The sequence below is a fragment of the Marinobacter profundi genome (genome assembly GCF_002744715.1).
GTDB classification, from domain to species: Bacteria; Pseudomonadota; Gammaproteobacteria; order Pseudomonadales; family Oleiphilaceae; genus Marinobacter; species Marinobacter profundi.
The window spans coordinates 1-23,657 of the sequence record NZ_KZ319380.1 but is presented as its reverse complement, the minus strand read 5'-3'; the positions used below and the strand labels follow the sequence as shown (position 1 = coordinate 23,657).

The following is a 23,657-nucleotide window of genomic DNA, read 5'->3' as shown; positions in this document are numbered from 1 at the left end:
CGGATAGCCCATATTTGTTCGAGTTTGAGCGGTAGCTTCTGGCCGACGAGCTTCCCTTTGTTCCAGGGAACTTTGCTGATAGGAAATGTCATGACGTGGCCCTCTTTAGAGGGTAAGGGCCTTTAAGTATGGTTCAGAATATTGTCCTCTGCTGGCCAGCCAGGTCGCAAAGCGAGCATTCTGTTCCACACCCCTTCAAGCACACGTAATCCTTCGTCAAGCCTTTGAATGCCTGCGAGATAATACTCTGTCGTATTCGCCCGACTAGCCAAACGCCACCGTTGCCAGTTCTCCTCCGCGCAAAATAAAACGTTCAGCTAGTCATCGAAAAGTCCATTCCCTTTCCGACCGGCAGGTGTATTTTGGGAGTAGAAAAGTGCTAGGATCTTCGGAACTGACAGAGTGATTGTATGTCAGAGCTCATGTCCTCACAGCTAGGTGCGTGAAATCAGGATGTCCGCAAAGAACCGCCCAATTATCTCCCTATTGCTATCACTGCTTCTGGTGATCAGCGCGCCAGCGTTTGCTTTGTCAAAAGCAACAGCCGGCCAGGCGAAGCCAGCGATGGCGGATTGCGGCTCTATGATGATGGACCGGGCTGAAGACGCCGCTTACTCGTCAGAGGCAGAACCGGATTGCGTTTCTGCTCCGGAAATGGCCTGTCCAAGCGCCACTGGGCCGATCAAATGCGGGGTCAGCGTCAGCCTTGCCCTTTTACCAGAGAACTTCATCGGTTTTAAAGACACCGGCTCCCAAGCAGTATTAACCGCACGAGCGGCCCTTTACCAGGATCCGTTCCTGGCCTCTATTACACCCCCTCCAGAACATCACTCCTGAGTTTTAACCCGGGTTTTTGCCCATCGCGGCAAGCTCTTTGACGTTAATTCTTGCAACAAAGCCTCGTACTTCCGTTCATCCGTAACGAGGCTTTAACTGGAGTGAATCAAATGCGTAATTCAAATCTCAAGCTCACCGTAACCGCCGCCGTTCTGGCCGGCAGTGTCGCCCTTTTCTCTGCCCTTGCCCATGGCGAAGGCGCCGGCATGATGGCTGGTCATTCCGAACATAGCGGCATGATGTCCTCGCACGGTATGGAGGGTATGGGCGGCATGATGGGGATGATGAACATGATGTCAGATATGTCCCCGGAAGACCGTAAAGCCATGACCGAGGCTTGCATGAAGATGATGCAGGCTCATGGTGGCGATGCCATGCCTGGTGGCATGAAAGACAAAGACACCGGCGCCAAATAACCATTTGGGCACCCTCATGAACTGAAGCTCTGGCTCGGGGATGCATGCGCATCCCCGAGCTCTGCTCTGCTCATAAGCAATTCCAAACGAGGATTTTCCATGAAGACCAAGAAACTCGCTCTGTATACGGGTGTAGCCGCTATCGTTATCGGCGCTGGCGCCACCACATTGGCCCTCCAGGCCGGCGAATCTGCCCAGCCGTCGGCTTCTCTAACCGAGAGTGAAGAGGCAGGCCAGGCCATCACCATTTACAAGAGCCCCAATTGCGGTTGCTGCCAGTCCTGGGCCGAGCATCTTGCGGCCAATGGTTTTGACACCCGCATCGTTGAAACCGACAACCTTAATGAAATTAAACAGCAGTACGACGTGCCACGCGATATGGCGTCCTGCCACACCGCACTGGTTGATGATCTGGTGATTGAGGGGCATGTACCGGCCAATGACATCTTGGCCTACCTTGAGGATCCGCAATTCAACACGATCGGCTTGTCCGTACCCGGAATGCCCCATGGTACCCCTGGCATGGAAACCGGCCGGAAGGATGACTACCAGGTCATTGCGTTCAACGCCAATGGCCAGCAACAGGTTTTCCGTGAGCACAAGGATTACTGAGGTCAGCCCTATGAGAGCAATGGTTTCCCGCCTGAATTCAGCAGTCTCCGGACTTTTTCTGTTCGCGTTCGTGGCTGTCATGCCGACCCTGGTTCAAGCACAGTCTGTGAATGAGGGCCAAGCAGTGAGAGCATTGACGACGGACTCATCTGGCGCTTTGCTGGTGCTTCAGCAGAGCGGTCTGTTTGCCCTGGATCGCCAAAACACTACCGAGATCCCCCTGCCACCGTCCGATTCCGGCGCCCAGCCCCGGTCCATGGCAAAGGGCGCAGACGAAAGCCTGTACCTGGCAGGGCCTGGCCTTGGCATCTGGCGCTATGACGAGGCCAGCAAGCGTTGGCACTCCCTCAATGACACCCTGCCGGACCTGGGTGTCACGGCGATTGCCGCCCACGCCACCCAAGCCAAAACGCTTTACGCCTATCTCGGTGAAAGTGGCATGTTCCGATCCAGGGACGGCGGTAACGAATGGGTGAAGGTAGACAGTGGCCCCCGAGAGCCGGTGCAGGCGTTCCTGCACTCCGATATGCCAGGCAGCATGGAAAGTGGTTGGCTGTTCGCCGGCACCACCCGCGGTGTTGCCCGTTCCATGGACTGTTTCTGCTTCTGGGGTGACGCCGGCGAATTGCGAGGAACTGTTTCCGCCATTGATTACGATCCTTCGGCCCCGGAAAACGTTTACGCCGTAATCGAGGGGCAACTTCACCACAGTTCTGACGGTGGCGAAACCTGGGCTGGCCTTGAGATACCCCAAGCGGTGACCGCTCTGACGTTCTCAGCCGTGGAAAGACTCGTGGTGGGCACTGAAAGCGGAGAGTTGCTTTCGCGGAACGCCTCTGGCGAATGGGTTCCTGTTTATGAATAAGTGGTCTTTCCCGCTGGTCTTGCTCGTTGCCCCGGCCCTTGTGACGGCGGGGGGCGCGCCAACAGACAGTGGCAGCGTGCCGGCCGAAGTAACCGAGGGCCGCCAGATTTATGAGCAATACTGCGCCGCGTGCCACGGATGGCAGGGTGAAGGTGCGACCGACTGGAACAAACCGGATGAGAAAGGTGAAATGCCGCCACCGCCTCACGATGAGACAGGCCACACCTGGCGCCACAGCGATGCCATGCTGTTCAGGATGATTGCCGAGGGATGGCGGCATCCCTTCAACAAAACAGACCGGCTGACTATGCCGGCATTTGAGGACACCCTCACCGACCAGGAAATTCAGTCGGTGATCAATTACCTGAAAACACTCTGGACCGAGGACCAGCGCCGCTATCAACAGAACGAAAGTCAGGAATAACGAACAACCCTCCCTCAAGTCTTGGGTAACTGGAAAATGTCATTGAAACAGCTTTTTAAGAAGTGGTCATGGTTATTCGGCCTCATCGGTTTCAGCATTATGGTCATAGCAATCTTCGTGCTGCCGCAGTACCTGAAGCCTGATCTGGATGCCGGTGTTACCTTTTACGCCACCGAGGGATGCGCACCGTTCAAAGGTCAGTGTATCGGGCGAAAGGGCGATCAAACCATCACAGTCGGCTTAGGTAATGAAGCCATCGAATCGATGACAGAGATTCCCATCCGTGTGCATCTTGGCAACATGACAGCAGACTCCCTGATCGTGGATTTCGAAGGGCTTGAAATGTACATGGGCGTGGTCCGCTCCCAGCTGTTACCGCATACCCAGGGTGTTTACCAGGGAACCATTACCCTGCCGGAATGCGGTACCGGCAAAATGCTATGGCGCGCACGGGCCATCATCGACAACGGCACGTCCAAGGAAGGCATCAAATTTGATTTCTGGGCGGTTTAACGAACTAACAAAACTTAGGGGGCTGAATGCCTGATCTTGCAACCTGGGGAATTGCCGCCGCGTTTGCCGGAGGTCTCGTGTCGTTTTTCTCACCCTGTACTTTACCCTTGGTGCCCGGCTACCTGTCGGTTGTTACCGGAGGCGCTCTGACTGAGGCTTCAAATCGGTTGAAGGCGTTCTGGCTGAGTCTTTGTTTCGTGATGGGGTTCAGTCTCGTATTCGTCGCCCTGGGTGCAAGTGCCAGTGTTCTTGGACAATGGCTGATGGCTTATCGCGAAGAGGCCAACCTGGTGGCTGGCGTGCTCATCGTGTTAATGGGCCTGTTTATGTTGGGTTGGTGGAGCATGCCGGCGTTACAGCGGGACTGGCGCATTGGGCAGTCTCTTGAAGGCGGGCGCCCCACTGCCGCCTTCCTCCTGGGCATCGCGTTTGCCATCGGCTGGACACCCTGTATAGGCCCCATACTCGGGGCGATATTGGCGCTCAGCTCCACCCATGCCAATGCTGAGGTTGGCATGCTGTATCTGGCGGCGTATTCGTTAGGGTTAGCTCTCCCTTTTCTCGGAACTGCCCTGTTTATTGAACACTTTCGGCAACGAGTACGCTGGCTCAGTCGCTGGAGTAGACTACTGAGAGCGCTTGCTGGCTTGGTGCTCGTTGTAATGGGCGTAATGGTGCTCACCGGTCAGATGACACTCTTTGCGTCGTGGATGTTGTCGACGTTTCCGGTTCTCGGAAGGCTTGGTTGAGCTTCCTACAGCCAAACTACAGAGAACGGTCCATGCTTCATACTCAAATACTGCGTATAAACAGGTTTCATGAACAAATGGGGCTGCCATTTCGTTAACTAATGGTTTTGCATTGCCGAACCATTGAAGCGGCTCATTGTTCTTCAGGACTGGACTAAAAACCGGTTCGCAGTGGAGGATGGTGAACGTTCGCTTTTGTTTACTGACGCCCAGGAGCAGCCTTGGTCGCAAAGCGAACATTCACACCGTGCGATAGCGCCGACATTTAGCGGCTTGGACTTCCCCTGTGGTGCTCATTCTACGTCTCGAACCGATTGGCCGGGGTGCGAATACTGACAGAAGACTCGCCTATGAACTGGATTACACCGAATACAGGCGTTCTGGCGCTGGCATTGGCGGTGATTGCTATCGCTTCCGGCTCCGATCACTGCGGGCTTAGTGTGTCAAATAGTTTCGCGTAAGTAATCACTTGAAGAAGCGAGGTTTCAGCGTCCTGCTTTTTCTCATGATCCTGAAGACATTGGGACTCCAGGCGTGAATGTAAGCACCGTAATCGGCTGCTTCAAACTCTCCTCCAATGATCAGCATGAGAGAATGGAATCCGAGATGATCAGACCGCCTGGCATTACGATAGAGGGTTACTCTGTCCAAGACGCTTGGGAGACAGGAGCCATTCGGGTGTGTGTGCCAATCACCAATGTAATACTCAAGGCCACCGGTTTGGTGGTAATGCCTTTTGGCCTCGCTGATATGATGATCATCATCGGGCGTGAAGCGGTACCGGCCGTGTTTCGCTAATTCACCAGGGCCTGCTGCCGCGGTTATCACCCAATGACGTATATTATTGTTTTCACTAGTGTATCCCAACAGAATTCCACCGGTTTCCAAGGGAAATACTTCCGTCCGATACCGTAGCAGGTCTGCTCGAACTGACTCCTGGATCCAGACCGTTTCGGTCATTTATCCGCCACTCTAATTGCAGTCACAGCTCGGATGATAAGGCATAGTATACGGAGTGAATTCTGGCCCAGTGTAGTCGCCCGTCTCACCTCGTAGATTCATGACCATAGCGTTCCAGTTGGGCGAGGGGTAGCCATTGCCATCTGGTGTCAGCAAGCCAATCGCCGCTCGCACCGTGTTCAATGCATAAATATCGGAATCAAATCCGTTCCCAGTGGTTGTGAGCTGGCTACATCCCCCGATTTGAAGGCCTCGATCCGCATCTCCATTCGGCATTGGCAGAGACCCATCGTTATTGTGAGCCTCCAGACACGACCAGCATGGCCCCCCGGGCTGCATGATCCAGGTTTCCCCTCCCCACGACCCTGGTCGGGTAGTAACAGTCATCCAGGGCTTCTGCAACGAGGACAACAGGTCATTCAAGTAGTAGCTGACGTTTTTTTCAGCCGCTGCATCAATGACAAGATCGGCTGCCTCGACAGCGGCAAGAAACTTCTCGTGATTATGGCATTCACCGGGGAACGGGACACCAAGCCGATACTGGATCGGATTTACCTGGACAAATACATAGTTCTGACGAATATAGTCTTTCAGGGCTTCGACTTTTGCTCTTCCTGCGTACTGGGCCCCGAGGCCATAACGGATGATAGTGGCCAGCTCCACATAGTCTGGATCCACGATAGATAATCGGCCGACACCCGCCCTAGCAAGCTGAAGTGCTATGGGGCTGCCGAGCATTCCCGCCCCCACGAGGCAAACATTCTTGTCTTCCAAGGCTTGTAGCTCGGGTGATCTCGCCCATCTAGTCTTCGTGTCGTATCGGGCCCCAAATACAAATTGACCTTGTTTGTTAGACGATCCGCCCTTCTTTTTGCCTTTACCTCTACTGCGATTAAAGACCGTTCTCAACTGAACTCCAAGCCAAGCATCCGCAAAAGTCCCCTGCTGTACTTCCTCCTGAAATAACGCAAGCAGAAGATCTTCCGAAGGTCGTTGTTGCCTCTCGAATGTATGCCACGTATGCCAGTCAATTCTTGCCGCCAGAGTGGAAAAATCCCGGTCGTTCTTAGGAGCATTTTCTAACCCAAGCTCCAGACGCCTCCACTTCCCTCTCTGTATTGAACAGCCTTTAAGGGATTGGATTAGTCTTTCAGAAGCCGTGACAGATTGACCGTCTGGGGCATTGATGACTTTTGTGAGGGCGTAGCGTGATCCATTGCGGTCAGAGGCAAGGATGTTTGCCTCGAATGTACCGTGAGAGAAGTCTTCAGGGATCTCCATGTCCTCGATCAAAAGGAACGAGCCATTGTCTTTAGTGAAGTAGCCGGTCAAAGGTTCGCCCTGCTCTACCTCCTGTTCCCTCGCGTATGGACCATGCGGGTCTTCATGAATTTTTAGGATTCTAGGCAACATGGTGATAATTTCATCGCCCATCAAATGACTGGGCTGCCAACTTTGGCCCGCGTTCAATAGGCAAAGTTCACCAGTTGTCGGATTTTGATGTCGTCGTAGAAGCATCGTGTTTGGATCAAGAAAGGCGAACGCCATGAAGAAAGGATACTCGGGAGGGAATTTGATCGAGACGGGAATCGACTGGCCGTCCTCAAACGGATACTCAATCACAATCGATCGATATCCAGCATCCATTTCTTCAGCCGTGGACGTGTCCACAGGACCAAGGCCATGGTCGCTCAGACACCTCATTTCATGATCGAAGCGATCAGGCCAGCGTTCCCACCACTTCATGCTTAACCTACCTTTCTTCCTTTGCCGGGCGTAGGGGGATCTTTCGGCCCCTGCGGATCACCGGGATTATCTGGCTTCCCCGGATTCTCTGGCCGTCCGGGTGGCTTATTTTGACCAGGTGCGTCGTCTTTACCGCTCATAATTCCTCCTTGCTAGCTATTACATTATTTACTATGCATCTTAAAGGCTAGGTCAATATGTAGTTGTGGTCAATGATTTCGCACCCATATGTAGTGATCGGACTGCTTTTGAATACCGCACCTTCCTAGAGACTTTCAGCATTTGAACCTGTGAGCGCACGCCTGTCGATGGGCGTTGCCATTAACCAGAAGACCCTGGAAATTACCTCCTGAATTAAATTGCTGGTTAACCTGGTTTGCCCCCGTTTGACTTCATCTCAAGCCAACTGCAACGGGAACAAACCATGTAAGAATCAATTTTTGCAGCCGTTTTTGCCGCAAGTGATCCTTTCATGCGATGAAACCCAGTGGCTTGGGTTGTCGCGGGTATCGAAACCGCAACCAGTTTTACCGCCTTTGTTACCGCTGTGAACTTCGCCTGTTGGTGTGTGCTTGACAGCCATCTTTAACCCTCCTAAAGGGTAGGAAATTTCAGGATTAACCAGACCGCTTGGTGTACGAATTTTGTACACAAACCAGCCTACACCCTGACAAGAAACTGTTCAAGCATACAGTCTGTATAAATAAACATGCCGCTTAAACTTAGCGTGGCCCTGACAGTGCGACCGGAACGGAAGAGACTTGCACCGGCCCACAAAGCACTCCTTGCCTATGATTGGCAACAATCGCCCTGCCTGGGTTTTGGCAAATCCATTGATTTGGGACAGCCAGAAGCCATCCTCAAAGTGAGGGGCTTGAATGTTCGTCTTTGTTTAAACCTGGTAAGGGCTGCGGTCGCAAAGCGAACGTTTAGATTTGGCGTAGGCTCGGGGATAAGCGGCGACGTATGATGCCGACCGGATCGGCCCCCTTGCTGGTTGCCATAACCGACCCCGGCAGAGAAGTTGGCTCTCGTAGATAAGCTCACGACGTGTTTTCCTCTACGCCCTTATAAAGAGACGTAATGAGCGGGCACTTCACGTCACCCTGCTCAGTGCAACATGCCTGCACCAGCCCCTCCAGCGTTCGCTCGATACGCCGCAGACTTGAAATTTTCTCACGCACCTTGGCGAGCTTCTGTCCGCCCAGTACCCGTGCTTCATCGCAATGGGTGCCGTCTTGCAGTGTTAGCAGTCCTCCGATTTCATCCAGGCTGAAGCCCAACCATTGGGCCGTTCGAATGAACTGAAGACGCGCCAACGCCTGATCGTCGTAATGGCGGATGCTTCCATAGGGTTTGTCAGGCTCTGCCACCAGTCCCCGGCGCTGGTAATAGCGGATGGTTTCCACTCCGATATTGGCGGCCTTGGCCAGGGCGCCAATGGTCATTGAACGTGGTTTCTTGGACATAGGGGGTTGATTCCGTAGCTGACTACGGGAGTAACCTTATCTCAGTCATCCATCTCATGAAAGGAGCCAACGTAATGTCTGAGCCCAAATCCGGTCGCGGTTCGCTGATCGCAGGGGGCGTTGCCGCCGTCCTGGCATCCGCCTGCTGTCTTGGTCCCCTGGTTTTAATCGCGTTAGGAGTTTCAGGCGCCTGGATCGGCAATCTGGCCGCCCTGGAACCCTATCGGCCCTGGTTCATCGGTGCGGCACTGGTGGCCATGGTGTTTGCCTGGCGCCGGATATACCGGCCTGCACAGGATTGCCAGCCGGGCGATGTTTGCGCGGTGCCGCAAGTACGCACAACCTACAAGGTTGTTTTCTGGATTGTCGCGCTGCTCATTCTGACTGCGCTGGCGTTCCCTTATGTTTTACCCCTATTTTACTGAGAGGCATAGCACCATGAAAAAATCACTGATCGCCACAGCGTTATTCCTGTTCGTTAGCCTGCCGGCCCTGGCAGCACCACAAACCGTCACCCTGTCAGTCCCTGGCATGACCTGTTCGGCCTGCCCGATCACCGTCAAGGCCGCTCTCAACCGGGTGGAGGGCGTGACCTCTGTGGATGTTCGTTATGAAGAACGCGATGCGACGGTCACCTTCGACGACGAGAAAACGACCGTTGAGGCACTGACGCAAGCCACCACCAACGCCGGCTATCCGTCCACGCTGAAACAATCTCAGGCAAAACAGGAGTAACCATGGCAAACCCCAAAACCCTGTTGCGGGTGAGCGTCATCGGCACGGTGCTGGTCGCCCTGTGCTGCTTTACCCCAATACTGGTGGTTTTGCTGGGAACCTTAGGCCTGGCAGCCCTCACCGGCTATCTCGACTACGTGCTTTTGCCCGCACTGGTCTTTTTTATTGGCCTGACCTGCTATGCCGTCTGGCGTAAAAAGAAACACGACGCCTGCTGCGATAGCCCTTCAACCAAGGAGTAACGTTTATGAGTGACAACAACCTGCACATTGCGGTGATTGGCAGCGGTGGCAGTGCCATGGCTGCGGCCCTGAAAGCGACGGAGCGCGGTGCCCGGGTGACGCTGATTGAGCGCGGCACCATCGGCGGAACCTGCGTCAACATTGGTTGCGTACCGTCCAAAATCATGATCCGGTCGGCGCATATCGCCCACCTTCGCCGGGAAAGCCCGTTTGACGACGGACTGAGTGCCCAGGCACCGGTGGTGGATCGTTCAGCCCTTCTGGCTCAGCAACAGGCCCGGGTGGAGGAGCTGCGCGAGTCCAAGTACCAGAGCATTCTCAATGACAATGCCGCGATTACCGTCCTCAAGGGCGAGGCGCGGTTCGTGGACGAGCGCACACTGACGGTTACGCTCAACGACGGCGGCGAGCAGACGGTGCACTTCGACCGGGCCTTTATCGGCACCGGTGCCCGGCCCGCCGAACCGCCTGTTCCGGGGCTATCCGAGACGCCCTATCTCACGTCCACCAGTGCGCTGGAGCTGGATCACATTCCCGAGCGCCTCGTTGTGATTGGTGCCTCGGTGGTGGCCATCGAGCTGGCTCAGGCCTTTGCCCGCCTTGGCAGTCGGGTCACCATTCTGGCCCGCAGCCGGGTGCTGTCTCAGGAAGACCCGGCGGTGGGTGAAGCCGTGGAAGCGGCCTTCCGTCGCGAGGGCATCGAGGTGCTCAAGCAGACCCAGGCCAGTGAGATTACCCACAATGGCCGGGTGTTCACCCTCCAAACCAACGCCGGCACCCTGGAGGCGGAGCAACTGCTGGTGGCCAGTGGCCGCACACCCAATACCGAGAACCTGAACCTGGAGGCCGTCGGCGTGGCTACCGAGCGCGGCGCGATCCGGATCGACAACCACCTGCAAACGACCGCGTCCGGCATTTATGCAGCCGGGGACTGCACCGATCAACCCCAGTTCGTCTACGTGGCTGCCGCCGGTGGTAGTCGGGCCGCCATTAACATGACCGGCGGTGACGCCAGCCTCGACCTCAGCGCCATGCCCGAGGTGATCTTTACCGATCCACAAGTGGCCACCGTCGGTCTGTCCGAGGCGGAGGCCCAGGCTCAGGGATACGACACCGACAGCCGCACCCTGACCCTCGATAACGTGCCCCGGGCCCTGGTTAACTTCGATACCGGGGGCTTCATCAAGATGGTCGCTGAGCGTGGCAGCGGACGATTGCTGGGTGTCCAGTCCGTCGCGGGCGAAGCCGGTGAGCTGATCCAGACGGCCGTCATGGCGCTGCGTGCGCGTATGACCGTGAACGACATTGCCGATGAGCTGTTCCCGTACCTGACCATGGTGGAGGGGCTCAAGCTCTGTGCCCAAACCTTCACCAAGGACGTGAAGCAATTGTCGTGCTGTGCGGGATAAGACGGTGCCGCCAATGTATAACATGGATGAGATCGTGGAACGGCTGGGTCTGACCGGCGAAAGGGAAGCCGCGCTTCATGTGACGCTGTTGCGCGAGCTTGCCCTGGGACAACCGGTCACTGTTGAGCGGCTCGCGAAGTCGCTCAACTGGACGACTGATGAGGCAGAGTTGGTGCTGGAAAAACTGCCCTGCGGGACCATCGAGTACGACGGCCAGGGACGGCTGATCGGCTCCGGCATCACACTGCGAGAAACCCCGCATGCATTTGTCATCAACGATCGGCCCCTTTACACCTGGTGTGCACTGGATGCCTTGATGTTTCCAACCGTTATTGGCGAACGGGCGCAGGTGCAATCGCGTTGCCCGCAGACGAACAACCCGATCAACATGACGATTACGCCACAGAGAGTGGTTTCGCTTGAGCCGGAGGACGCGGTCGTCTCTTTAGTGTCGGTGGCCGCATCGGGAGACATTCGAAGTGCGTTTTGTTGCGATGTCCTTTTCTTTGCCTCTCGACAGGCCGGGGAGGCCTGGGGGCGAGATAAACCAAGCGCGCAGCTGGTGACTGTGCAGGAAGGTTTCGAACTGGGACAGCGGATTGCGCACCTTATGCTCGACAGAGCAAGGCGTTACCAACATGACCTTTAATACCTGAATGTTCGATACCAATCTTGAACGTAGGTCAGCACCCAGGAGCTAGGCCATGTCATTTCCAAAGCGTTCCGTCGCTGCACCCTGTCTGTGCATCAAATCAGGAATTATCTGGACATGCGATTGGTGTATTCCTGTGGTGCCTCACCCGAACAACCGGACATGCACCCATTACACTGGCGATCGACGTGCATCGAATGTTCGCTTCTGTTTACTGACGCCCAGGAGCAGCCTTGGTCGCAATGCGAACATTGGAAGCAACCAATTAACGCTTCTTCCCGCATTACTTCGAAACCTATATGAGGGAAAGCACACTTTTTCAGTATACAGCTATTTCACATTCCCCCTGAAACCAAGCATAAACGGGTTGCAGTAGCCATCTGGGCAAACGGCATCCTGACTCTCGTCCAGATCGCGGAAAGGACTTTGCCGGCAGCTTGGCGCTGATTGCCGATGCTATACATAACTTCTGGGACATGGCATCGCTGATTATCGCGTTCGCGGCCCGTAAGATTGCGCGTCGCCCGGCTGAATAAAAGCTGACCTTCGGCTACGGGCGAATAAAGGTAGGTGTTGCGCTGTTAAATACACCACCTTGATCATGATAGGGCCCTACCTGATATACGAGGGTGTCATGCGGTTCCCAGATCCGCTGGAACTCAAGGGGTGTTGGGTAGTCTGACTTACATTGTTGCACTGATAATGGACGCGTTGAGCGCGCTGCTGACCTACTCAATGCAGAAGGGCAGCGTTAATATTCATGCGTTGTTTTACACAACTTGTCTGATGCGTTTGCGTCAATAGCAGTGTTATAGGCGGAGCTCTTATCTTGCTCTACGACATGCGCTGGGTTGATTCCGCAATCACCATTGGCATGGCCAGCTATATTCTCTACCTGGACCTGACAGAAATTGGCGGGACCATCAGAACACTCATGCTGGGGAGTCCCGAGGATATCGGCACAGATTCCGTCATTGGGGCAGTATCAGACTTAGAAGGAGTTATCGACTTCACCCCGTACATTTTTGGCAGGTGGGTGAGCATGATGCCTCGCTCGACGCCCGTGTGGTTGTCGAGATGAGTGCGTGGAATGAACTTGAGAAAATCAAGGACGGGATAAAACAGGCTTTGGAGAAAGAGTTCAGCGTAACTCATTCAACACTGGAATTTGAACACCCTGACTACAAGCACGAGGGGGCAAATACCTATAAACATAGTTAACCGGCGCGCTATGTGACATACCTCATCATGCAGATTCCAAACGAATGGCGAACCACAAAGGCACGAGGACTCCATGCGAGACATGATTGAACCCCATCAAATTTGGGCCTACCCCATCGCTGCTGTTCTCGGCCTTTTAGAGGGCAGGAAACCTCCCCCGGGAAATATGTTGCCAGAGTATCTGCCCGGGACTCCATACCCAGGCTCTTGCTTTATAACAACATTACCCAGACACCGCTGCATCATCAGACCTCGCCAGATTCTCGAAAGCAATGTGGCGAGGTCTAGTTTTCTTTACCCTTCGGAAATACTCCTGCATTTCCAGAGATAGTAACCTACCGGTATCACCAACAGCGCCAAAATAACAGCAGAGATCATCCCACCGACCATCGGTGCAGCTATGCGCCCCATGACTTCGGAGCCGGTACCGGTGCCAACCATGATGGGCACCAGACCTCCGATAATAGCAGCAGCGGTCATCATTATAGGCCGCACCCGCAATCCGGCACCGTGAAGCACGGCGTGGCGTAGCGTCTCGCGTCTTGGAGCCAGCCCCTTCTCTTCACAGGTTTCCAGCATTGCGTCGTAGGACTGGTTCAAATACACCAGCATGATGACACCAATCTCCACGGCAACGCCGGCCAGCGCAATGAAACCTACACCGACCGCAACGGAGAAGTTATAGCCCAGCAGATACATCAGCCAGATTGCACCAATCATGGCAAACGGCAGCGTACCCATGATGATGCCCACTTCCGCAAAACGACGGAAGTTCAGGAACAGCAGAATGATAATGATAGCCAGCGTCAGCGGCACCACGTAGGTCAGCTTTTCCTTGGCACGCAGCATGTACTCATACTGGCCAGACCAGGTAACCGAATAGCCCGCAGGCAGATCGAGCTCCTCGTTAACGGTAGCCATGGCCTGCTCCACATAGGTGCCGACATCAACCCCTTCAATATCCACGAAGGTCCAGCCATTGAGGCGGGCGTTTTCACTTTTGATGGCGGGAGGACCATCTTCTACCCGGATATCGGCGACATCGGCAAGCGCAATCCTTTGCCCCGTTGACGTAACGATGGGCAACTGCTCCAGCTTCTCTGGAGAATCCCGGTAGTCCTGGGGGTAACGCAGATTAATCGGGTAGCGCTCAAGCCCTTCGATCGTCCGCGATACGTTTATACCGCCAATCGCCGAAGCAACAACTTGCTGAACGTCCGCTATGTTCAGTCCATAACGGGCTGCACGTTCCCGATCGATATCCGCCTTGATGTATCGGCCGCCGGCGACCCGCTCAGAATAAACAGAGGCGGTGCCGGGGATGTCGACCATGATCTCCTCAAGGCGTTTGCCGATGTCCTGAATAATGGCAAGATCCGGGCCCGCTACCTTTATGCCAACGGGTGTTTTAATGCCCGTTGCCAGCATATCGATGCGAGTGATGATGGGCATCACCCAGGCGTTCGTGACCCCCGGGAAACGGATCAGGGTATTGAGTTCCTCCTTAAGCTTTTCGGTGGTCATCCCTTCCCGCCATTGATCCCTGGGTTTCAGCTGGATAAACGTTTCAATCATCGTTAAGGGTGCTGGATCGGTTGCGGTATCCGCCCGCCCTACTTTGCCGAATACCGTTTCTACTTCCGGTAAGGTGGCAATCAGCTTATCGGTTTGCTGCAGCAGCTGCCGGGCCTTGCCAATTGAAATACCGGGGTAGGTGGTTGGCATGTACATCAGATCGCCTTCATCCAGCGGTGGAATGAACTCACTCCCGATCTTGGTCGCCGGCCAAAGCCCCACAGCCAGTGCCAGCAGTGCAGCCATAACAGTGGTTTTCGGGAATCGAAGGACCAACTTCAGGACCGGCATATACGCACCGACCAGCAGACGGTTCACGGGATTCTTGTGTTCCGGCAGCACCTTGCCACGGATAAAATAGCCCATGAGCACCGGAACCAGCGTCACCGCCAGAGCCGCACTGGCTGCCATGGCGTAGGTCTTGGTGAAGGCCAGAGGCGCAAACATCCGCCCTTCCTGCGCTTCCAGCGCAAACACCGGCACAAAACTAACAGTAATGATCAGAAGCGAGAAAAACAGCGCTGGTCCGACCTCAGAGGCCGACCTGGCCACGACCTCCCATCGGTTCTCATGGGTTAACGGGGTTCGCTCCATGTGTTTGTGCATGTTCTCGATCATGACGATGGCGCCATCTATCATCGCCCCGATCGCAATGGCAATCCCCCCGAGTGACATGATGTTGGCGTTGATGCCCTGCCAGTGCATGACAATAAAGGCCGCCAGAATGCCAACCGGCAGGCTGAGAATCGCCACCAACGACGAACGGATATGAAACAGGAAGATGATGCACACCAGGCCCACAACCAGAAACTCTTCAAGCAGCTTGAACCCGAGATTATTCACCGCCCGCTCAATCAGACCGGAGCGATCGTAAACCGTCACCACCTCCACGCCTTCCGGCAAACTGGATTTCAGCTCCTCCAGTTTCGCCTTCACGCCATTGATGGTGGCCTGGGCATTCTCACCGAAGCGCATCACTACAACGCCACCCACGGTTTCGCCTTCGCCGTTCAGCTCGGCCACCCCGCGCCGCATCTGCGGCCCGACCTCAACACTGGCCACGTCTTTCAGGAGCACAGGGGTGCCGTTGTCATCGAGCCCCAGTGGAATTGACAACAGATCCTCACGGGACTGGATGTAGCCAGACGTGCGCACCATGTATTCCGCCTCGGCCATCTCGATGACGGAGGCCCCTACTTCCTGGTTGCCTCTTTTGATAGCGTTCTGGATGTGAGCCAGAGGAATGCCCAACGCCCTGAGCTTTTCCGGGCTGACCTTGACCTGATACTGCTTCACCATGCCACCAAGCGCGGCCACTTCGGACACACCGGGAACTGTTTGCAGTTCGTATTTCAGAAACCAGTCCTGCAGGCTGCGCAGTTGGCTCAGATCATTGTTCCCGGTGCGATCCACCAGGGCATAAAGGTAAACCCAGCCAACCCCGGTTGCGTCCGGCCCCAGTTGCGGGCGGGCCGAGTCCGGGAGGCTCGGGGCCACCTGGGACAGGTACTCCAGCACCCTGGAGCGAGCCCAGTACATGTCGGTGTCTTCATCGAAGATCACATAAACGTAGGAGTCACCGAAGAACGAGTAGCCACGGACGGTTTTGGCCCCCGGGACCGACAGCATGGCGGTGGTCAGTGGATAGGTCACCTGGTCTTCCACCACTTGTGGCGCCTGGCCCGGAAAGCTGGTTTTGATGATGACCTGCACATCCGAAAGATCCGGCAGCGCATCTACCGGCGTCTTGTTCAGTGAGTAAAGGCCAAGCCCTGTAATAAGCAAGGTGGCCAGCAATACCAGGAATCGATTACGAACAGACCAGTGAATGATGGCAGCGATCATGATTCGCCTCCGCCATGATTCATGGAACTATGGTCCATCGCCTCCGGTTCGATCTTGGGCTCCGCTTTCTCCGGATCCATGACGTGCCCCGAATGATCCATCTGTGAATCCATGGCGTTGCTGCCTGATGCCGACATTCGCTGGAAATCCGAAGTCTTGCTGGACTCGGAATCGATCAGGAATTGCGCAGAGGTCACCACGGTATCGCCAGGCTTAATGCCTTCCAGTATTTCTGCGTACTTGTCGCCAATCCGCCCTACCGTGACGTTGACGGACTTGAAGGCACCCTGTTCCAGCGCCACCACCAGCCGGTCACTTTGTCCAGTGCGGATAATCGATTCACGCGGCACCAACAGGTGTCTTTGCCCCCGATCCCCCTGGACCTCCAGGCGAGCAAACATGCCGGGCAGCAAAGCTCCGTCGGAATTGTCAAAACGCATCCGGACCCGGGCCGTCCGCGTCTTCGGATTAACCTCGGGATACACATAATCCACTTTTCCGCGCCACTGGCGCCCGGGCATGTAATCCAGAGTCATCATCACCCGGCTATCGCCCTCCACGGCCGAGAGCTGGCTTTCAAATACCTCGCCAATCACCCAGACTTCATCCAGTGCAGCAATCGACAAAACCCGGTCTCCGGGCTTTATGAACATGCCCTCGCGAACGTTCAGATTGTCGATAACGCCCGAGCTTGGGGCGTATACGGTCATCGTTCTCTGTATGTTTCTTGTCTGGCGCAGCTGCCGTATCAGGCTAGCCGGCACATTCAGAGCAGCCAACCGTTCCTCAGCGGCATTGATCAGTCGCTGATTCCCCCGGTTCAGTGCCAGGAGCAACTCCTCCTGAGCATTGACCAATGTGGGTGAATAGAGGGTATACAGAGGCTTGCCTTTTTCGACTGGTTCCCCCTCAGCTTTCACGTAGAGCGCTTCGATCCAGCCCTCTACTCTGGGATGCACGTGGGCCATCTCATCTTCGTTATATTGGACGTAGCCCACAGTAGTGATGGTGTTCGGCAAGCGTCCCTGGATGACGGGCTCGGTGCGAACTCCCAGGTTGTTGACCACGGCAGGCGAAATACGAACGGTACCGGCCGGGTCGTCAGCTGACCCGGCATCCTCAAACACTGGAATCAGGTCCATCCCCATAGGTGATTTCCCGGGTTTGTCGCTTTTAAAATTAGGGTCCATGGGCGCCACCCAGTAGAGCGGCTCCTTTTCCTCGTTACCGACCCCATCTACGGTTGGATCTGAAACCATTCCCGGTGCCAGCCAATAGGCGGCACCGACGCCAGCGATCCCGCCGAGCACTATAAAGCCCAATGGACGAATGAAATTAGCCATGATGATCAATCCTGCAAATCGGTCATTGAAAAGGAGGGAATGTTTGAGGCTTCCGTGGTCAAATAACGGAAACTTGCCAGAGTTTTGGCCCGCTCGGCCATCATCTGGATCAATTCGACCTCGGCATTGAGTTCGGAGATCCTTGCGCGTACCGCCTCAGCAAAATCACCGTCGTCATTGTTATAGGCGGTCAGCGAGGCATCGGCCTGCTCTTCCATCTGCGGAAGAAGAGTTTGCTGATACAAGTCAATCCGATCATCCAATCGCTCAATGCGGGCCAACGCCGAGCGCGCCTTCGCCTTGAGCGATCGGATTCTCAGAACCCGATCCGTTTTTTCGGCTTCCAGTCTGGCTGCAGACGCGTTGAGCCGTCGGTCTTGCCGGCTTCCTGTGAATATGGGCAGGTCAAAACCGATACCAATAGAAAACAGGTCTGCCCTGTCCTGGCCGTTCGGAGCTCGGTCACGGTAACCATATTGTGCGAAGACTGACCATTCTGGTTTGTAGGCCTGCCTGGCAAGGTCTACATCAATGGCCTGCACGTCAATCAACTGGTCTGTGGCGCGGATCGACGGGTGACGGATGACAGACTCAAAGGTCGTCTCCGACCAGCCGCTGGAAACATCTTCCAATAATAGAGGAGGAATGCTCTCAGTGACCGAGAGCTGGGCCTGACTGGCACCGATCCATTCCCCAAGAGCTTCCTTGCTGTAGGCTAACTGGGTGTGCAAGGCGGTTAATCGGTCTTCCAAACGAGTCAACTCCAGCGAAGCACGAATAACATCCTGCTGTCTGGAGCCCATTGTCGCGGAGGTATATCCAGCTTCCGCAACATCCGCCAATTGCTCGAAAAGTCCCCGGTTCTCTTCAATGAGGCGGATGCTTTCCTGGGATTTCCACAGATCGAGCCATAGGTGGGTCACCGTTTCGGTGACCTGCGCTCGGCGATTCTGACGAAGGTAAGGCTGTACACCGGCCATCTCTTCTTTCTTTGCGCTAGCCAAGCGGCGGCTATCTCCACGAGGAATTCGCTGTGTAAAGCCAATCGTTCCCTGGGTCATGGGCTCTTGTCTGGTATCAAATGTGTCTAGAGGTAGATTTGCCGCGCCGATCGTTACCCGGGGATCGGGAAGCGCGCCCTCAGCAACAGACTCCTCCATCAACGCATTTTGTTTATAAGAGCTTTGGCCAAGCCAGGGATCGTTTTCAGTTGCTGCTTCGATGACACTCATGAGCTCCAGTCTGGGCTGGGCCCACGCAGAAATGCTGCTAAACAGCAACACACCCAAAATAGTCTGCTTAGTAAAAAAGGTGCGGATGGACAACTTGAGATCTCCGTGGAAAGCATATAAGAGCGCTTATATTAGATCTCAAAGCTGAAACGAAGCTGAAATTAAGTGCGCACAAATTTTATATTGATCTGGCTCAACTATTTTTATCACTAACAAAAGTTATCAAATCGTTAATAAACTTTTTTTGTTTTTTCAGTCAGGTTTCAGGAACTAATGATCTAATGAAACCATCAACCAAACAGGAGGTGAAATTATGAAATCATTAATAGTATTCGCAGCAGCAGCCACTCTCTCAATGTCAGCACTTGCCGGCAGCATGCCGGACCACAAAGACATGAAAGAGATTCACAATAAACTGCACAATGAAATGAACAATGACCAAGTAAATGAAAATATTCTTCAGGATAAAGAACTGCAGCGACTCCACAAAGAAATGACACGCTATGGATTGTCAGAAGTTGGAATGGAGGCGCGAAGACAGATGATAAGTGAAGAAGGACGAGCCTACCATCGTGCTTTAGAGAAGAAACAAATGGAGCAGAAGGTAACGTACAGCAAATGATAACAGAAATACCGCTGGTGGGCATCAGCGGTATCTACTAGAGGCCCAGTTGCATGGGCCTGGAGCAACAAATCAAGGAGTTCGTCATGAAGAGCATCATTACAGCCATAGCAATGACAGCACTGTTTAGTTCCTTTGCCTACGCCGATTCTGGCTTAGCAGACAGGATTAATGAGGCAAGGAGCTATCCGAACAAAACCGTGGAAACGGTGGACAGACAAGAACTCTGCCTGAAACACCAAAAACTACACGAGCAGATGAAGGAAGCGGGAATAGCAGACTCAAGTGAGTCCTAGTACGCTCAAGGCAGGTAGGGCTATAAGCGAAGCTTGCTTCTCGGGAAAAAACGTGGCCAGTCGTGTTTTCGTGACTGGCCATACTATTTTTGGCCGGAAACTTGATACAAAATTCATTACTGCAGAATAAGCCTCATGAGTTAATATATGTATGTTTCACTTGAGCCTTGACGACGATTCTGTTGGTTAGCTAAATCGAAATTGGAAATTGAGCTGGTTGAAATTTACCCAGGGTAAGTTTATGCGAATTAACTCCTGAAACTGTGCAAACTTCAACCGCTAGTACGGCAACCACTTCCTTTCCAATATCATTGTTCGCAGCCGCCCTGACTGACTCGCTTTCGTATTATTTGTATTGATCCTCAATCATCCCTGCCACGAGATTTTATTTATGTCATCCACATAAATTTAGTCAATTCGACCTCTACCAGAGAAGCGTGAAATGAGCCTGAAAATTACATTTAGATCCACCTGCACAGCATCCAAAAAGACTTCAAGTGACAGAGATCAAATAATCACTCAAAAGCCATGAAAACGAGAAACTATTATTCATTTTTCAGGTTCATTTCAGGAAATTATGAGTTAATAGTCGTGCTGCTCAATGGGCTTCTGTCGGAGCCTCTAGTGGCTTGCATCATGAATGGTCTCCACCATTCGCATTCGCCGCAATATCGCGAGGTATTGCGGCTTTTTTTCATCACTTGGATGGAGTGTCAATCCAAGTGTGAGAGAGCTACGCTTCGGAAAGATAACCACCACTAAATGGGTGGCCTAAATTAGGGAAGAAAAAAGCCGCAGATACTTCTGCGGCGAGGACAAACCTGAGATAACACAAAGGAAGCCAACGCAAATTCACGACGCAACCTTAATGTATTCCTAATTAAATCACGTCTCCCTGAACTGAACCTGAATTTTCAGAATTTCTCTCACAGCATATATGAAAGACTAAACTTCCACTCAGAAACGACACTTAATTAAACAAAAGTTCGTCCATCGAAGGCGTTGCGCCTTTCAGATGAATGGACCCCAACTCAGTTATTCGTAGACCCATGACACTTTCGACAAATTCTTTAGAAAAACCATTCAATCTCCATTAGCCCGAGCGATTTCAGTCTCCCATACTCGCTATCCTCATCACCCCCGAACCATTGGGCTCCGGCTGTGAAGTACATCTCCTGGCTCAGTGGCAGCATCCATGTGGATCTCGGGTAAAATACCCAACTTGCATCATCGGCATTACGGATGGTCACCACCCGGTACTGCCAGAACGGGTTGATATCCTGCCATACCAGTAGTCCGGCATAATGACGACCGGCATACAAGGGCCGTGCGGACACAAGATTGGCCAGGCCTGTCGTTCCCGGCGATACCGGCTTACCGTTATAGAAATATTCAACGGCCAGATTGAGCCCGTTGCGAAACGCCCAGTTCAGATCCGCGACTCCCTGCCAGTAACTGTCTCCCGCGTCTGGCTTGCTCCAGACGAGTTCTGTGCGCCAACCGGTGCCAGCCACGGAGCCACCGCCGCTGACACCCGCTTTGGTGACGTCGGCGAACTCGCCCATCATCACGCCGGCATCGACCCCGGCAACGAAGCGCTTGGCCCGTGCCGCCGTGCTGGCATTCTGGTCCCCGTGTTGCGGCGCATGCACGGCGCTGATCCGGCCCGTTGCACCCCAGGCTCTGTCCCATAACAGCGCGTCCACGCCAATGCGTTCATCCGGCTCCAGTTGCAGTGGGCTGACAGGATTGAGAATGTCCATGGGGTTCCAGATGAGCGCCGTGGACCAATTCACCTGTTGGCGGCCGAACCGGAAATCACCGGCCGGCGAGCGCCACTGGATCGTGCCACGGTACAGTTGATGGCGCGCCAACAAATCCCCTGATTCATGCACATTGCCCTGAAGATCCCAGTAGCGTGGATCGGGAGCATCCCTGAGCAGGGCAAACTCCGGGCTGTCCAGAAAACTGCCTGTCACCAGTTCCAGGTCGTAGGCCGCATCCACAACCCAATCCCGATAGCGGTAACGGGGCTCAATACGCAGGCGGGTAAGGTTCGATAAGTAGCGATTGTCGTCAATCAATGAGCGCGAGCCAACGCTCAGATTCTTGAGCGACCCCGAGTGGCTGAACTCCGCCTCAGCGTTTGAAGACAGCACCAGCCAGGCCATCGCGACCAGCATCAATGGAGATCGCCTAACCATGGCGGATGGCCTCCACCGGATCCAGTCGCGAGGCCCGCCAGGCCGGATACAGAGCCACCAGCACCGAACACAAGAACAACAGCACGCTGGGAAGCCAGACATGATCGAAAATCAGCACCGGATAGATACGGTCAGTGATACCGGGGATGGCTTCCAGAGCGCCGCTGATCGAGGACAGATCAATGCCGGTAGTGCCAAGCCAGACAACAAGCAGTCCGCCAACCACGGTTCCTACCAGCATTCCCAGTATTGCCAGGAAGAACGCCTCAAACAGAATAGTCAGTTGCAGCTGCAACCCTCTGGTGCCCAGTGCCAGCATTACGCCCAGTTCCGGGGTACGCTCCATCACTGACATAACCATGGTGTTCATGACACCGATGGCGACCACCACAAAAACCACCGACAAGATGAGATAGAAATCCACCTGACTCATTTCCACCATCTGCACCACCACCGGAAGCAGGCTTTCCCAGCCCTGGGCCACCAGTCCGTCGTTGGTCAGAAGCGGCGACTGATTCAGGATTCGCGCCAGGCCGGCACTCTTCGCCCGATCTGAAAGCCTCAATACGATCCGTGAAACTTCACCTTCCAGCAGGCCACCCAGGCGGCGCGCGGCGTTGATATCGGTGAAGACATACTCGGTGTCGAACAGGTCACTGCCAGTGCGATAGATACCGCGGATGGCCTGGGCACTGGAGGCAAGATCTCCGCCAGCCTGCTGGACCGTAATGACCAGCTTGTCCCCCAGCCGGGCACCCAGTTCCTCGGCCAGTTTCTGGCCAATCACTATTCCCGTCTCCCCGGATTGAACGTAAGCGCCCTGCTCCATGTACCCTGAAAGTTCCGTAACCGCCCTCTCCTGCTCCGGTGCAATACCCACCAATTCCACCGGCAGACTCTTCCCGGGGTTTGCCACCATGGCACGCAGCAATACCCTGGGAGCGGCCGCCTCAACCTCAGGATGCTCCTGCAATCGCTGTTGCAAGGTTCGATTGTCGGCAATACGTAAATCTGGCGACAGATCCACGTCGTGACCCTTTGCCATCACCTGCACATGCCCGCTGAGCTGCTGGGTCGAGTTCTGGATCATCTGCTCGAAGAAACCATCGGCGAAGGCGTACAGGAATAGATAGGCCGCCAGCCCGAATGCAGTGGCCGAGGCGGTAATCATCGACCGTCGCGGGTTTCGAAATACCGAACGGAGTGCCATTTGTGCAAAAATCAGCAGCCGATGATCAGACGTCACCTGCCAGTGGATCCGGCGGATACGGTTGATCATAGTTCGCCGTGCGCCCATCGCCTCCAGCGGGCTGTTTCGGCTGGCTTTCCAGGCCGGGATGGCCGCTGCCAACAGAGCCACCGATATGACCACGATGCCAATCACCACCAGACGCTGGAACTCGATGGTGGGATAGACGATACCGCTCAGCCCCGGCATGGTATCCATGGCCTTGATATAGGCACTGAAGTCCAGCCCATGGGTACCGAAATAGCCCGTCAGTGACAGCCCCAATGCCAGCCCCAGCAGGTAGCCCAGCCCCGCCAGAATCGCTGTTTCCAGAAGCACCAGCCAGACAATACGGCTGCTGGGCGTACCCAACGCCATCATTACACCGAATTCGCGGCCACGCTCCAGTACCGACATCAGAATGGTGTTAACGATACCGGCCGCCACCACCACAAACACCAC

At 54.6% G+C, this 23,657-nt stretch carries 25 protein-coding genes; 16 read left to right on the top strand and 9 right to left on the bottom strand.

The genetic code is table 11. The features are described from left to right. Positions 1-453: 453 nt before the first annotated feature. From CLH61_RS17700 to CLH61_RS17670, 7 genes are all read left to right on the top strand, one after another. Positions 454-837 (top strand): hypothetical protein, encoded by a 384-nt coding sequence (locus CLH61_RS17700; protein WP_099616048.1) that lies wholly within the window; start codon positions 454-456, stop codon positions 835-837. A gap of 110 nt (positions 838-947) precedes the next feature. Beyond that, complete coding sequence (locus CLH61_RS17695) at positions 948-1,253, top strand: hypothetical protein (protein WP_099616047.1); 306 nt, start codon at positions 948-950, stop codon at positions 1,251-1,253. A gap of 99 nt (positions 1,254-1,352) precedes the next feature. After that, the gene (locus CLH61_RS17690; protein ID WP_099616046.1) at positions 1,353-1,865 is read left to right on the top strand and encodes a DUF411 domain-containing protein; all 513 of its coding nucleotides are present in this window, start codon (positions 1,353-1,355) and stop codon (positions 1,863-1,865) included. 10 nt (positions 1,866-1,875) lie between these two features. Next, a complete protein-coding gene (locus tag CLH61_RS17685; protein ID WP_099616045.1) occupies positions 1,876-2,730 on the top strand; it encodes a WD40/YVTN/BNR-like repeat-containing protein in 855 nt (284 codons plus the stop codon). Then, entirely contained in the window at positions 2,723-3,154 is a 432-nt protein-coding gene (locus CLH61_RS17680; protein ID WP_099616044.1) for a c-type cytochrome, read from the top strand. Before CLH61_RS17685 ends, CLH61_RS17680 begins: the two co-directional genes overlap by 8 nt. A 36-nt stretch (positions 3,155-3,190) precedes the next feature. Continuing rightward, complete coding sequence (locus CLH61_RS17675) at positions 3,191-3,667, top strand: hypothetical protein (RefSeq protein WP_099616050.1); 477 nt, start codon at positions 3,191-3,193, stop codon at positions 3,665-3,667. Positions 3,668-3,693: 26 nt separating this feature from the next. Then, on the top strand, positions 3,694-4,416 hold the full coding sequence (locus tag CLH61_RS17670) for a cytochrome c biogenesis CcdA family protein (protein ID WP_099616043.1): 723 nt from the start codon (positions 3,694-3,696) through the stop codon (positions 4,414-4,416). Between the two features lie 465 nt (positions 4,417-4,881). Here CLH61_RS17670 and CLH61_RS17660 read toward each other — a convergent pair whose 3' ends face one another. The 4 genes from CLH61_RS17660 to CLH61_RS17645 form a co-directional block, all read right to left on the bottom strand. Further along, complete coding sequence (locus tag CLH61_RS17660; RefSeq protein WP_099616042.1) at positions 4,882-5,376, bottom strand: Mov34/MPN/PAD-1 family protein; 495 nt, start codon at positions 5,374-5,376, stop codon at positions 4,882-4,884. A gap of 12 nt (positions 5,377-5,388) precedes the next feature. Beyond that, on the bottom strand, positions 5,389-7,122 hold the full coding sequence (locus CLH61_RS17655; protein WP_099616041.1) for a ThiF family adenylyltransferase: 1,734 nt from the start codon (positions 7,120-7,122) through the stop codon (positions 5,389-5,391). Positions 7,123-7,555: 433 nt separating this feature from the next. Continuing rightward, positions 7,556-7,705, bottom strand: coding sequence for a hypothetical protein (locus tag CLH61_RS18475; RefSeq protein ID WP_095617286.1), 150 nt, complete (start codon positions 7,703-7,705; stop codon positions 7,556-7,558). 460 nt (positions 7,706-8,165) lie between these two features. Continuing rightward, the gene (locus CLH61_RS17645) at positions 8,166-8,591 is read right to left on the bottom strand and encodes a MerR family transcriptional regulator (protein WP_008175593.1); all 426 of its coding nucleotides are present in this window, start codon (positions 8,589-8,591) and stop codon (positions 8,166-8,168) included. 74 nt (positions 8,592-8,665) lie between these two features. Here CLH61_RS17645 and merT point away from each other — a divergent pair, with 74 nt between their 5' ends. From merT to CLH61_RS18625, 7 genes are all read left to right on the top strand, one after another. Then, positions 8,666-9,016 carry a mercuric ion transporter MerT gene (gene merT, locus CLH61_RS17640; RefSeq protein WP_008175596.1) on the top strand — a complete coding sequence of 117 codons (351 nt, stop codon included), beginning with the start codon at positions 8,666-8,668 and terminating at the stop codon, positions 9,014-9,016. Positions 9,017-9,029: 13 nt separating this feature from the next. Next, entirely contained in the window at positions 9,030-9,326 is a 297-nt protein-coding gene (gene merP, locus CLH61_RS17635; RefSeq protein WP_008175598.1) for a mercury resistance system periplasmic binding protein MerP, read from the top strand. Positions 9,327-9,328: 2 nt separating this feature from the next. Further along, entirely contained in the window at positions 9,329-9,568 is a 240-nt protein-coding gene (merF, locus tag CLH61_RS17630) for a mercury resistance system transport protein MerF (protein ID WP_008175600.1), read from the top strand. A 5-nt stretch (positions 9,569-9,573) separates the two neighbouring features. Beyond that, positions 9,574-10,977 (top strand): mercury(II) reductase, encoded by a 1,404-nt coding sequence (gene merA / locus CLH61_RS17625; RefSeq protein WP_008175602.1) that lies wholly within the window; start codon positions 9,574-9,576, stop codon positions 10,975-10,977. A gap of 13 nt (positions 10,978-10,990) precedes the next feature. Next, complete coding sequence (gene merB, locus CLH61_RS17620; protein WP_008175605.1) at positions 10,991-11,626, top strand: organomercurial lyase MerB; 636 nt, start codon at positions 10,991-10,993, stop codon at positions 11,624-11,626. A 479-nt stretch (positions 11,627-12,105) separates the two neighbouring features. After that, a complete protein-coding gene (locus CLH61_RS18645) occupies positions 12,106-12,165 on the top strand; it encodes a hypothetical protein (protein ID WP_248185651.1) in 60 nt (19 codons plus the stop codon). 293 nt (positions 12,166-12,458) lie between these two features. After that, complete coding sequence (locus CLH61_RS18625) at positions 12,459-12,710, top strand: cation diffusion facilitator family transporter (protein ID WP_228152694.1); 252 nt, start codon at positions 12,459-12,461, stop codon at positions 12,708-12,710. A 434-nt stretch (positions 12,711-13,144) separates the two neighbouring features. On the opposite strand, the gene CLH61_RS17610 is transcribed toward CLH61_RS18625, so the two are convergent. The 3 genes from CLH61_RS17610 to CLH61_RS17600 are packed head-to-tail and all read right to left on the bottom strand — an operon-like array spanning position 13,145 to position 18,938. Next, positions 13,145-16,270 (bottom strand): efflux RND transporter permease subunit, encoded by a 3,126-nt coding sequence (locus CLH61_RS17610; RefSeq protein ID WP_099616040.1) that lies wholly within the window; start codon positions 16,268-16,270, stop codon positions 13,145-13,147. Then, a complete protein-coding gene (locus CLH61_RS17605; RefSeq protein ID WP_099616039.1) occupies positions 16,267-17,613 on the bottom strand; it encodes an efflux RND transporter periplasmic adaptor subunit in 1,347 nt (448 codons plus the stop codon). The genes CLH61_RS17610 and CLH61_RS17605 overlap by 4 nt, the downstream gene beginning before the upstream one ends. Before the next feature lie 5 nt (positions 17,614-17,618). Continuing rightward, entirely contained in the window at positions 17,619-18,938 is a 1,320-nt protein-coding gene (locus CLH61_RS17600; RefSeq protein WP_228152693.1) for a TolC family protein, read from the bottom strand. Between the two features lie 220 nt (positions 18,939-19,158). On the opposite strand from CLH61_RS17600, the gene CLH61_RS17595 reads away from it, so the two are divergent. Continuing rightward, entirely contained in the window at positions 19,159-19,467 is a 309-nt protein-coding gene (locus CLH61_RS17595) for a hypothetical protein (RefSeq protein WP_099616038.1), read from the top strand. An 86-nt stretch (positions 19,468-19,553) separates the two neighbouring features. Further along, positions 19,554-19,763, top strand: coding sequence for a hypothetical protein (locus tag CLH61_RS17590; protein ID WP_143752177.1), 210 nt, complete (start codon positions 19,554-19,556; stop codon positions 19,761-19,763). A gap of 1,070 nt (positions 19,764-20,833) precedes the next feature. On the opposite strand, the gene CLH61_RS17585 is transcribed toward CLH61_RS17590, so the two are convergent. Both CLH61_RS17585 and CLH61_RS17580 read right to left on the bottom strand, forming a co-directional pair. Further along, a complete protein-coding gene (locus tag CLH61_RS17585; RefSeq protein WP_139216064.1) occupies positions 20,834-21,967 on the bottom strand; it encodes a hypothetical protein in 1,134 nt (377 codons plus the stop codon). Continuing rightward, on the bottom strand, positions 21,960-23,657 hold a 1,698-nt coding region (locus CLH61_RS17580), incomplete at its 5' end, for an ABC transporter permease (RefSeq protein WP_143752175.1). The genes CLH61_RS17580 and CLH61_RS17585, both read right to left, overlap by 8 nt.